General features: G+C 62.3%; 12 protein-coding genes and 1 pseudogene. 12 read left to right on the top strand and 1 reads right to left on the bottom strand.

Translation table 11 applies throughout. The features are described 5' to 3' along the window. The first annotated feature begins 129 nt into the window (after window positions 1-129). The 12 genes from K7I12_RS16560 to K7I12_RS16505 all read left to right on the top strand — a co-directional run bounded on the left by K7I12_RS16560 (window position 130) and on the right by K7I12_RS16505 (window position 10,869). Window positions 130-870, top strand: coding sequence for an SDR family oxidoreductase (locus tag K7I12_RS16560; RefSeq protein WP_231664731.1), 741 nt, complete (start codon window positions 130-132; stop codon window positions 868-870). 81 nt (window positions 871-951) lie between these two features. After that, complete coding sequence (locus K7I12_RS16555; protein ID WP_231664730.1) at window positions 952-1,794, top strand: fumarylacetoacetate hydrolase family protein; 843 nt, start codon at window positions 952-954, stop codon at window positions 1,792-1,794. 31 nt (window positions 1,795-1,825) lie between these two features. Beyond that, window positions 1,826-2,686 (top strand): amidohydrolase family protein, encoded by an 861-nt coding sequence (locus K7I12_RS16550; protein WP_231664729.1) that lies wholly within the window; start codon window positions 1,826-1,828, stop codon window positions 2,684-2,686. Beyond that, window positions 2,683-3,468: an SDR family oxidoreductase gene (locus tag K7I12_RS16545; protein WP_231664728.1), complete on the top strand. Its 786-nt coding sequence runs from the start codon at window positions 2,683-2,685 to the stop codon at window positions 3,466-3,468. The genes K7I12_RS16550 and K7I12_RS16545 overlap by 4 nt, the downstream gene beginning before the upstream one ends. 13 nt (window positions 3,469-3,481) lie before the next feature. Beyond that, window positions 3,482-3,820: an L-rhamnose mutarotase gene (locus tag K7I12_RS16540; protein ID WP_231664727.1), complete on the top strand. Its 339-nt coding sequence runs from the start codon at window positions 3,482-3,484 to the stop codon at window positions 3,818-3,820. After that, on the top strand, window positions 3,817-4,797 hold the full coding sequence (locus K7I12_RS16535) for an ABC transporter permease (RefSeq protein WP_231664726.1): 981 nt from the start codon (window positions 3,817-3,819) through the stop codon (window positions 4,795-4,797). Before K7I12_RS16540 ends, K7I12_RS16535 begins: the two co-directional genes overlap by 4 nt. A gap of 18 nt (window positions 4,798-4,815) precedes the next feature. After that, a complete protein-coding gene (locus K7I12_RS16530; RefSeq protein WP_231664725.1) occupies window positions 4,816-5,574 on the top strand; it encodes an ATP-binding cassette domain-containing protein in 759 nt (252 codons plus the stop codon). Between the two features lie 60 nt (window positions 5,575-5,634). Beyond that, entirely contained in the window at window positions 5,635-6,687 is a 1,053-nt protein-coding gene (locus K7I12_RS16525; RefSeq protein ID WP_231664724.1) for an ABC transporter substrate-binding protein, read from the top strand. Window positions 6,688-6,792: 105 nt separating this feature from the next. Next, window positions 6,793-7,830: a zinc-binding alcohol dehydrogenase family protein gene (locus K7I12_RS16520; RefSeq protein WP_231664723.1), complete on the top strand. Its 1,038-nt coding sequence runs from the start codon at window positions 6,793-6,795 to the stop codon at window positions 7,828-7,830. Further along, on the top strand, window positions 7,827-9,470 hold the full coding sequence (locus K7I12_RS16515; RefSeq protein WP_231664722.1) for a UxaA family hydrolase: 1,644 nt from the start codon (window positions 7,827-7,829) through the stop codon (window positions 9,468-9,470). Before K7I12_RS16520 ends, K7I12_RS16515 begins: the two co-directional genes overlap by 4 nt. After that, window positions 9,467-10,606, top strand: coding sequence for a mannitol dehydrogenase (locus K7I12_RS16510; RefSeq protein WP_231664721.1), 1,140 nt, complete (start codon window positions 9,467-9,469; stop codon window positions 10,604-10,606). Before K7I12_RS16515 ends, K7I12_RS16510 begins: the two co-directional genes overlap by 4 nt. After that, window positions 10,597-10,869 (top strand): FAD-linked oxidase C-terminal domain-containing protein, encoded by a 273-nt coding sequence (locus K7I12_RS16505; RefSeq protein WP_331460599.1) that lies wholly within the window; start codon window positions 10,597-10,599, stop codon window positions 10,867-10,869. The genes K7I12_RS16510 and K7I12_RS16505 overlap by 10 nt, the downstream gene beginning before the upstream one ends. 17 nt (window positions 10,870-10,886) lie before the next feature. On the opposite strand, the pseudogene K7I12_RS16500 reads toward K7I12_RS16505, so the two are convergent. Continuing rightward, window positions 10,887-11,641: pseudogene (locus tag K7I12_RS16500) on the bottom strand (IS5 family transposase). Window positions 11,642-11,821 lie beyond the last annotated feature (180 nt).

Below are 11,821 nucleotides of genomic sequence, written 5' to 3'. Positions count from 1 at the left end.
GTGTGTCTCGACGCTGGGTAATTGATCAAAACGTGACCGATTCTTGCTGAATCCAGCATGAAGAGCTGGCCTGATCACTCAGCAGGCCGAACTCGCGCCAATGGTGCAATATTCAGGCTAGGAGCCACCATGCGACTTACCCAGAAAACCGCTCTGATTACAGCTGCCGGCCAGGGGATAGGTCGCGCCACCACCGAGCGTTTCCTTGCCGAAGGCGCAAAGGTCATCGCTACCGATATCGATGCCACCAAGCTGAAAGGTCTCGAAAAGGCGGAATGCCATGCGCTGGACGTCACCGATACTGACGCCGTCACCGAATTGATAACTTCGTTCCCAGCATTCGACGTGCTGTTCAATTGCGCCGGCACGGTGCCCAGCGGCTCGATTCTCGAGTGTGACGACACCCAGTGGGATCTCGCTTACCGCCTCAATGTCAGCGCCATGTTTTACACCATACGTGCCGCCCTGCCCGCCATGCTCAGCAACGGCGGAGGCAGCATCATCAACATGTCGTCGCTCGCTTCCAGCGTCAAAGGCGTGGCCAATCGTTTTGCGTATGGCACCACCAAGGCAGCCGTCATCGGACTTACCAAGTCGGTTGCCGCCGACTACATGACTCAGGGAATACGCTGCAACGCCATCTGCCCGGGAACCGTCGACTCCCCCTCGCTGCGCGAGCGCGTCGCCGAGCAAGCCCGCCAACAGAATCGCACCAGCGAGGCAGTGTTTGCCGACTTCGTCGCTCGTCAGCCAATGGGCCGGCTAGGCGATGTCGCCGAGATTGCCGCGCTGGCAACTCATCTTGCCAGCGAGGAAGCCGGTTTCATCACTGGAACGGTACAGCTGATCGATGGTGGCTGGGCAAATTGACGCTCATTGAAGCAACCCGGCGGCTCGAAAAAACCCAGCTATCGCGCTGACATCATCACCTTTCGACAAGAAGGAAACTGCATGAAATTACTACGCCATGGTCACAGCGGACAGGAAAAACCCGGCCTGATCGATGCCCAGGGCATCGTTCGGGACCTTTCGGGCAAGGTCGACGACATCGCCGGCGACGCCCTGTCGGATGCAAGCCTTGCCCAATTGGCGCGGATCGACATCAACAGCCTGCCTGAAGTTGCGACCGGCACGCGCATCGGCCCTTGCGTCGGCCGCGTCGGCAAGTTCATCTGCATCGGCCTCAACTATTCAGATCACGCCGCGGAAACCGGCGCCGAGGTACCGGCCGAGCCGGTAATCTTCAACAAATGGACGAGCGCCATCTGTGGCCCCGATGATGACGTCGAGCTCCCCCGCGGCTCCACAAAAACCGACTGGGAAGTCGAACTCGGCGTGATCATCGGCAAGGGCGGTCGCTACATCGACGAAGCCGATGCAATGAACCACGTGGCCGGGTTCTGCGTGATCAACGACGTCTCGGAACGCGAATACCAGCTTGAGCGCTGCGGCACCTGGGACAAGGGCAAGGGTTGCGACACCTTCGGTCCGCTCGGCCCCTGGCTGGTCACCCGCGACGAGATCGACGACCCGCATGATCTATCGATGTGGCTGGAGGTCGACGGCAAGCGCTACCAGAACGGCTCGACCCGCACCATGGTGTTCCAGGTCCCGCATCTTGTCGCTTATCTCAGCCAATTCATGAGTCTGCAGCCAGGCGACGTGATTTCCACGGGTACTCCCCCGGGCGTCGGCATGGGCCAAGACCCCAAGGTGTTTCTCAAGCCGGGACAGACCATGCGTCTAGGCATCGAAGGCCTCGGCGAACAGCAGCAGCGCTGTGTCGAGAGTTGATCCAACGCCAGTCGGTTCACGGAGAGTGGCCATGCGTATCGATGCTCACCAACATTTCTGGCGCTTTGCGGCCTGCGACTTTCCGTGGGTCGACGACACCATGGCTTGCCTGCAACGCGACTATCTACCGCCGAACCTGGCTGAAGAGCGCCAGGCTTGCGGCATTGACGCTTCCATTGCCGTTCAAGCCAGGCCGCAATGGGAGGAAACCGAGTTCCTGCTCGATCTAGCCCATCGAGACAGCTCTATCGTGGGCGTGGTCGGCTGGGTGGACCCACTCGGCGATGCGCTCGAAGCGCAATTGGAGCAGTGGGCCTCCTCGAGACTGTGTGGATTCCGCCATCTCATTCAGGACGAGGCTGCCCCCAGCGATTATCTACGCAATCCCGACGTTCAACGCGGCATCGCGGTGCTGCAGCGACACGGCTATCGCTATGACGTGCTGGTCACGGCGCAACACCTGGCAGCGGCCCATGAATTCTGCCGCGCATGCGATGGGCAAACACTGATCCTCGATCATCTCGGCAAGCCGAACGTGCGCAAGGGCGAGTTCGACAGCTGGAGGCGACACATCGCGCCGCTGGGCGAGCTGCCTCATGTGGCGTGCAAGCTGTCGGGGCTGATCACCGAAGCCGACTGGCAGCACTGGTCACCGCAGGCGCTCTGGCCATATCTGGATGTTGCACTGTCGGTGTTCGGCGAAGACCGCCTGCTGTTCGGGTCGGACTGGCCGGTATGCCGGGTCGCCGGCGAGTATCGCGACGTCTTTCACCTTGTCGACGACTGGGCTGACGATCGAGGCGTGGACAAGGGCGCGCTGTTTGGCACCAACGCCCAGCGTCTTTACGGCCTGCGCTCGGTTCATTCATCGCCCAAAGGAACGCCCGCATGAATCTCGAACTGAACAACAAGGTATTCATCGTGACCGGCGGAGGCTCGGGTATCGGCGCCGCCATCAGTGAGGCACTGGCCGCCGAAGGCGCCATTCCCGTCATCGTGACTCGCGAAGCGCCCCCCGAGTCATGGCTGGCAGCGCTCGCGCAGCGTGCGCCCCAGGCAACATTCATCGAGACCGAACTCACCAGCGAAGCCGCTTGCCGCAATGCAGTCGCGCAGGTTCATGACCGGTATGGGCGTCTCGACGGTCTGGTCAACAACGCGGGTGTCAATGACCGGGTCGGGCTCGAGGCCGGCCCTCAAGATTTCCAGCGATCGTTGGAAAGCAATTTGCTGCATTACTACACGATGGCGCACTACTGTCTGCCGCTATTGCGAGAAAGCCGTGGCGCCATCGTCAACATCAGCTCCAAGACGGCACTGACCGGCCAGGGCGGCACCAGCGGCTACAGCGCCTCGAAGGGTGCCCAGTTGGCACTGACGCGTGAGTGGGCCGCCAGCCTCGCGGCGGATGGCATCAGGGTCAACGCGGTCATCCCCGCCGAGGTGATGACGCCACTCTACCGACGCTGGATCGACAGCTTCGACGATGCCGAGAAACGCCTGGCCGGAATCACCGCCACCATCCCGTTCGGCCAACGCATGACCGAAGCACGCGAGATCGCCGACAGCGCCGTCTTTCTACTCTCTCCACGCGCCTCGCATACCACAGGGCAGTGGCTTTTCGTCGATGGCGGCTACGTGCATCTGGATCGCGCCCTGACCGCCGCCAACTGACAAGGAGTTTGTCGTGCGCTACTGCCTGATGCTGGATCTGGTCGATGACGAAGCCCTGATCGCCGACTACGAACAGCGACACCGCGAGATCTGGCCAGCAGTCCACGAACATCTCGAGCACTGCGGCGTGACGGAGCTGGTCCTGTATCGCCTGGGTACACGCCTGACCATGATCATGGAAACCGATGACGCACGCTTCAGTTTCGAGGCGATGGCAGAAGCGGAACGCAACAACCCCGTAGTACAGCAGTGGGAAGCGCAAATGTGGCGCTATCAGCGCCCAACGCCCTGGACGGAGGAAAACAACAAATGGCAACTCATGACGCCAATCTTTCACTTGAGCGAACAGTGAAAGCCCCAGCCGCGGCGACGTTCAGTCGCCACCTCAAGAAATGGGGCCTGCCGGTGGAAACGCTGGTGCTCGGCCTGACATTGGCACTCTGGCTGGTCATGTCACTGACCACACCAACGTTTCTCACCACCAACAACCTGGTGAACATCCTGCGCCAGGTATCGATCGACAGCATCATCGCCTTCGGTGTGCTGTTTCCAATCCTGATTCGCGGCATCGACCTTTCAGTAGGCTCGGTGGTGGCGCTGTCCGGCGTGGTCTGCGCCACATTGCTGACAGCGGGTGTGCCGATTCCCGTGGCGATCGCCCTGACGCTACTGCTAGGCGTCGCGATCGGCTCCATCAACGCGTTCTCGGTATATCGACTGGGCATCCCGGCCTTCATCATCACCCTGGCCGGGCTACAGGCTTTCCGCGGTGGCGCCTTCCTGGTCAGCGACGGCACCAGCGTGTTCGGCCTGCCCAAGTCGCTGGCGACCTTCGCCCGTGCCGAGTGGCTGGGCCTGCCCTCGCTGTTCTGGAGCATGCTGGCGATCGGGCTGGTGCTGCATTTCATCCTCAGCCGCACGCGTACCGGCCGCTACATGGTGGCGATGGGCAGCAATCATGAATCGGCCCGCCGCGCCGGCATCAACATCAAGCGCATCGTGTTCTTCGCCTATATCATCAGCTCCACTGCCGCCTGCATCGCCGGCATGCTGCTGATGGCGCGCATGAGCATCGGCTCGCCCACCGCCGGCGTGGCCTACGAGCTCAACGCCATCGCTGCCGCGGTGGTCGGTGGCGCCAGCCTGTTCGGCGGACGCGGCAGCATCCTGGGCACCTTCATCGGCGCCTTGCTGTTCGCCACCATCGCCAACAGTGCCAACCTGCTGGGCATCGACTCCTTCTGGCAGATGGTCGCCACCGGTGTGCTGATCGCCGCCGTGGTCTACGTCGACAACCTGCACAAACGCCGCCAGAGCGGCCTGAAATAAGCCTCGGGAGATACGCTCATGTCATTGCTGGAAGTACGCTCGCTCAATAAACGCTTTGGCGCCGTGGAAGTGCTGTGCGGGGTCGATCTCACGCTGGAAGCCGGCGAAGTGCTCGCCGTGGTCGGCGACAATGGCGCCGGCAAGTCGACCTTGATCAAGCACATCTCGGGCGTCCATCGCCGAGACAGTGGCGAGATCACCCTCGACGGTCAGCCCGTCAATTTCGACTCACCCAAACAAGCCCGGCGCTCAGGAATCGAAACCGTCTACCAGGACCTGGCACTGGCCGATGAGCTCTCCGTCGGCGCCAACATCTTCCTCGGCCGTGAGCCAATTCGACGCTGGCTGGGTTTGCTGCCGGTGATAGACCGACGCGCAATCATTCAAGAAACCCAACGCCTGATTGCCAGCATCGAAAGCCATATACCCGATGGCGCCAGCACGGTCGCCGGTCTTTCCGGCGGCCAGCGCCAGGCGGTCGCCATCGCCCGGGCGCTCTACTGGGACGCCAAGGTGGTGATTCTCGACGAACCCACAGCCGCACTGGCAGTGATGGAGCGAGAAAACGTCATCAAGCTGTCACGCATGCTGGCCAGCAAGGGCGTGGGGGTCATCTACATCGGCCACAATCTGGTCGAGATTCTGGAAGTCGCCGATCGTATCGCGGTGATGTACCGCGGACGGATCGTCCACCTCACCCGATCCGCAGACACCACGCAGGAGGAATTGATCAAGTACATGACGGGATACAGCGAACGGCAAGGCAATGCTGCCTAGCTGATTTTCACTCACTACCCAATCGCAGCAATGAATTACGACAACAACTGGAGCGCGACCATGCCAATCACACGGACAACGACAAACCACGCCATCGCCCTGGCTCTCGGCACCTTCACCCTGACGGCGCTCGGCGCGCTGACCCCGACCCAGGCCCAGGAAGAACAACAGATCACCATTCCCGTGGTCATCAAGGCCACCACGGCATCCTACTGGCAGGCTGTATTCGATGGCGCCCACCAGGCGGCAGATCGGCTTGGCATCCAGATCGAGGAACTCGGCCCGGCCAACGAAACCGAAGTGGCACGTCAGATTTCGATCATGGAGAACCTGATCAGCCGACGGCCCACGGCGATCGTCTTGGCGCCGGTCTCGACCGATGCGCTGGTCGGCCCGGTAGAGGCCGCCACCGATGCCGATATCCCGGTGGTGATCATCGACTCAGAGGTCAATACCGATCGTTATGCCTCGCTGATAGCCACCGACAACTTCGCCGCCGGGCAACGCGCGGGCCATGCGCTGGCCGAGTGCATCGAAAGGACATCGGGTAACGCCGCTGGCGAGGTGGCCTACCTGCGCACCAATCCCAACGGTGAATCACTGGTCTCCCGCGATAATGGCTTCCTCGATGCCATGGAGCAGTATCCCGACATCCAGGTGGTCGATAACCGCGTCGCCAACAATGACACCGCCAAGGCCATGAACGACACCCTCGACCTGCTCAATCGCTATCCCGACCTCAAGGGCATCTTCGCCGACAATCAGTTGATGGGCGATGGCGCCGGCACCGCCTTTGCCGAGCAGGGGGCCGGGGATGAAGTCTGCCTGGTGGCCTTCGATTCCAGTGAGCTGGAGGTCGACTTCCTGCGCCAAGGGATCATCGACTCTCTGGTGGTCCAGGACCCCTACATGATGGGCTATTCCGGGGTGTGGTTCGCCTATGCCGCCTCTCAGGGCGTCTCGCTGCCGCGCAGCGTGGATACCGGCGTACACGTGGCCACGACCGAGAACGTCGACTCCGAGAATTTTGCCGGGCTGCTCGACCCCAGCAAGCGCCAGTTGACGCCCTACCTCGAACCCTCGGCAGCCGCCGCGAAGAGCGCCAGCCAATAACCAACGGGCGGCGGGCTAGAGTCCGCCGCTTCCAGGCACTCACGGGCATTTCGGCCTGACCACTGGGCCTATCACTGCGCACCACGCGCTATCAGGAGCCTATCCATGCAAGTCGTCGTATGCTCGCAACCGCATGACATGTCACTGGCCGAGCGCCCGCCGCCGGAGTGCGCCGCTGGCGAAGCGTTGGTCGCGATCAAGCGCGTGGGCATCTGTGGCACCGATATTCACGCCTTCGGCGGTAATCAACCCTATTTCGTCTACCCCCGGATTCTCGGCCATGAGCTGTGCGGCGACGTAATAGCGGTCGGCGATGATCGTGACGCGCCATTGCTGGGCGAGTCGGTCTATGTCATGCCCTACCTGCACTGCGGTGATTGCCGCCCCTGCCGCCAGGGGCGCACCAACTGTTGTCAGCGGCTGGAAGTGGTCGGCGTCCACCGCGATGGCGGCATGGCTGAATTCCTCAGTGTACCGGTCGAGTATCTCGTGTCGGCACCGGGGCTGGATGCCGAACAGCTGGCCCTGGTCGAGTGCCAGGCGATCGGCGCCCACGCGGTTCGCCGTAGCCAGCTGGGTGCGGACGAACTGGCAGTCGTGGTAGGCGCCGGGCCGATCGGCATGGGCGTGCTGCAGGTCGCCAGGAGCCGTGGCGCGCGAGTGGCGATGGTCGACACCAACCGGCAGCGCCTGGCCCTGTGCCGCGACGAACTGGGTGCCCACGCCGTCTGGCATGCCACCGAGGACGATGTAGCCGCCGAGATCGAAGCGCTCAACGGTGGCGCCCTGGCGGATGTGGTCTTCGACGCTACCGGCAACCCCGCCGCCATGAATCGCGGTTTCGACTTCGCCGGCCACGGCGGACGCTATGTGCTGGTCAGCGTGGTCAAGGCGGACATCACCTTCAACGACCCCGATTTCCACAAGAAGGAGCTGACCCTGCTCGGCAGTCGCAACGCTACCCGCGAAGACTTCGATACCGTCACACGGTTGATGGCAAGCGGCGAGCTGAAGACCGCCCCGTTGATCACGCATCGTGGCCCGCTGGCCGAACTGCCCCGGCTGATGCCGCAATGGTGTGACCCCGCCAATGGCGTGATCAAGGCGATGGTCACGCTGGATAGTATGGAGCCAAGCTCATGAGCCCCTCGATCGCAACCGACAGCCCGCTGCGCGTCAGCCTGCGCATCCATCCCGACGATAACCTCGGCGTCGCCCTGGCGGACCTGCCCGCCGGGCGCGAAGTGGAGATCGACGGCCACACGCTGACTCTGGCGAATAACGTTCGCCACAAGCACAAGTTCGCACTGGAGGCGCTCTCGGCGGGCGATAGCGTCACCATGTACGGCGTCGTCGTTGGCAAGGCCACCCAGCCGATTCCATCGGGGGGCCTGATAGGCACCCACAATGTCGAGCACGCCACCGGTAACGCAGATACTCGCCCCGGCAGTCATTCATGGACGCCGCCGAACGTCGATCGCTTTCAAGAGGCCACCTTCCAGGGCTACCACCGCCCCGACGGTCGTGTCGGCACCGCCAATGTCTGGCTGGTCATTCCCCTGGTGTTCTGCGAGAACCGCAATATCGACGTATTGCGACAGTGCGTCGCCGATGCGCTGGGCGACGATCCTTACCGTGACTACAAGCGCATGGCGCGTCAGATGCTGAACGGAGATGACGCCACGCCAGATGAAGCCCCACCGACGACGCCACGCCCCTTTCCCAACGTCGATGGGGTGCGTTTTCTCACCCACACCCTGGGCTGCGGTGGCACCGATGACGATGCCCAGGCGCTGTGCCGGCTGCTGGCCGGCTATATCTGCCACCCCAACGTTGCCGGCGCCACGGTACTCAGCCTCGGCTGCCAGAAGGCACAGATCCAGATGCTCAAGCAGGCCGTGGCAGAGCGCGACCCACAGGGCCTCAAGACGCTCGACGTCTTCGACCAGCAGTCCAGCCCCAGCGAGGAAGCGCTCATTCGCAACGCCTTGACGTCGATCTTCGACGGCCTGGCCGCCGCCGATCGTGTCACACGCCAGCCGGCCCCGCTGAGCCAATTGGTGCTCGGCGTCGAATGCGGCGGTTCGGACGGTTTCTCCGGCATCTCGGCCAACCCGCTGGTGGGTAGCGCCGTGGATCGTCTGGTAGCGCTGGGTGGCAGCGGCCTGCTCAGCGAATTCCCCGAGCTGTGCGGGGTCGAGCATGAACTGATCGCCCGTTGTCGTGACGAGCGCACCGCCGCGCGCTTCCGCGATTTGATGTACGCCTATCAACGGCATGCCGCCGCCGTCGGCGCGGATTTCGCCATGAATCCTTCGCCCGGCAACATACGCGACGGCCTGATTACCGACGCCATGAAGTCAGCCGGCGCCGCCAAGAAGGGCGGCGACAGCCCCGTGGTCGATGTCCTCGACTACACCGAACCGCACCGCCACGCCGGGCTCAGCCTGCTGTGCACGCCCGGCAACGACGTCGAATCGACCACCGCCCTGGCCGGCTCCGGCGCCAATCTCATCCTGTTCACTACCGGGCTCGGCACGCCCACCGGCAATCCGATAGCGCCGGTTCTCAAGATCGCCAGCAATAGCGATCTGGCCCAGCGCATGCACGATGTCATCGATTTCGACGCCGGCCCGATCGTGCGCGGCGAGGCCGAAATCGGTGAGCTCGCCGACGCCCTGCTGACGCTATGTATCGACACCGCCTCGGGCCGCTACCAATCCCGCGCGCAACGGCTTTCGCAGCATGACTTCATTCCCTGGAAGCGGGGAGTATCGCTGTGACGATTCGGCACTCGCAACGTGCCGGCATCGTTCAGTTCGGCACCGGGCGTTTTCTGCTCGCGCATGTCGATGCCCTGGTCAGCGAGTCGCTGGCCGCCGGCGAAAGCCAGGATCGGATTCTGGTGGTGCAAAGCTCCAACCGCGACGAAGGCAAGCGCAAGGCACGCCTGTTGGCCGCGCGTCGACACTATCCGGTACGCATCCGCGGCTATCGAAACGCCCAGAGAATCGACACCGAGCAGAGCGTCACCAGCGTGGCGGATTGCCTGATCGCCGCCGAGCAATGGCCGGCGCTGGAGCGCCACATGGTCGAATCGGCCCGTATCGTCGTATCCAACACCGGAGACACCGGTTACACCATCGGCGACGACTCCAGCCTCGCCGAGATCCCCTGGAGCTTCCCCGGCAAGTTGACCAAACTGCTGCGTGCCCGTTTCGATGCCGGCGGCGATGGCCTGACCCTGCTCCCCTGCGAGCTGATCGAACACAACGCTCGGCGTCTCAAGGCGCTGGTATTCGAACTGGCCCGGCGCGATGGCGCCGGCAAGGCTAACACCGATGCCTTCCTCGATTGGCTAGAAACTCGCTGTGTATGGGTCGACACGCTGGTCGATCGCATCGTCTCTTCTGCGCTGGAGCCGCTCGGTGCCGTTGCCGAACCCTACGCGCTGTGGGCGATCGCCCGGCAACCCGGTATGGCAATTCCTTGCCGCCATGCGGATGTCGAGATCGTCGAGGACCTGGCGCCCCGGGCAATGTGCAAGCTGCACATTCTCAATCTGGCGCATAGCTTTCTGGTTCACCACTGGCAACGCGGCGGCTTCGACCGGCTGCAGTTCGTGCGCGAGGCCATGGCGACACCCGCGCTGCTGGAGTCGTTGCAACAGGTATTCGACGACGAAGTGCTGCCAGCGCTGGCCACGCAACGGCTACCCATGGGGCAACTAATCGCCTACCGCGATGCCACGCTGGAACGCTTCGCCAATCCGTTTCTCGATCATCGGCTCGTCGACATCGCGCAGAATCACCACACCAAACTGGAGCGGCGCTTGCGCCCGGTGGTCGAGATGGCCCGGCAGTATGGGCTCGCCACGCCGTCACTGGATGCGGCGCTAGCCGAACCAGCCTGGCTCTGATATCAGCTGCTCCGAGTCGCGCCCCGGAAGCGTCGCCCGTCGAACGCGACGCCAAGCAAGCATTGCTGCATGAGCTGGAGGCACTCCTGTTCGATCTCGTCGATGCCCATGAAGGCAGCATCAGCGCCGAACATGGCATCGGACGAGTCAAGCAACGCCCCTTCCTGGCCGGACTCGAGCGTGAGCTGCTCGATGGACTCAAAAAGCTCTTCGACCCCGACGAGCTGATGGCTGCCGGGCGGATCCTGCCGCGGCGAGGATGATTAGGGCGCGTTAACAATTAGGCTAGCCATATGACGGCGGATACAAGGCATAGTAGCGATTGGTAGTTTCTTGCCAATCGCTCATAGCGGGTTGCCACCCGCCTGAACTGCTTGATTTTCTGGAAAAATATTTCAACCAGGTTGCGATCCTTGTCGCAGTGCCAGTCTATTTCCGGGCGCTCCAGGCGATTTTTCCTCGGAGGAATCACCGGTTCAGCGCCCATAGCTCGAATCATGTCCCTCAGTGCCGTGGAATCATATCCCTTGTCGCCCAGTACCGCTGTTGGCGAAAAGCCTTCCAGTAACGCGGGGGCGACACCATATTCCGATGCCTGGCCGGGTGCCAGAATGAACCGTACCGGGTTGCCGAGGGCATCGACGGCGGCCTGTATCTTGGTGCTCAATCCCCCACGGGATTTGCCCATGGCTTCCGTGTTCTGAGCGGTTTTTTTGCCGCCCCATGCTGATGAACCCTGACGATACTGCCATCGATCATCAACTGCTCCAGGTCGGGATCATCGGCTAGCGTGTCGATAATCTGCTGCCAGACGCCCTTTCTTGACCACCGATTGTATCGCATATAGACGGTGTGCCAGCGACCAAAGGTATCGGGCAGGTCTCGCCAGGGAGCGCCGGTTCGGGCGATCCAAAGGACCGCCTCAATGAAGAGGCGGTTGTCCTTGGCGGTCACGCCACGATCGGTCGCCTTGCCGGGGAGAAGAGGCGCGATCCTCTCCCATTGGTCATCACGCAGTATCAACCGAGTTATCATTCATCCAAATTCGATGATGCTAAATCGGATCTTTTCCCATTAGCAATTGTTAACGCGCCCTAGCCCGGATATTTCATCAGACATGAAAAAAGCGGCTGAAAATCGGTTATAATTCAAGCTCCTACACAAGAATCAACCGCATCAACCGCCATGACCAAATGTACCACGCCGACCGCCTCG

Origin of the sequence: Halomonas sp. IOP_31 (assembly GCF_021151495.1) — a bacterium.
Lineage (GTDB): Bacteria > Pseudomonadota > Gammaproteobacteria > Pseudomonadales > Halomonadaceae > Modicisalibacter > Modicisalibacter zincidurans.
Note: the sequence above shows the minus strand (reverse complement) of the source record. Positions and strands in the feature narration are given on the sequence as shown.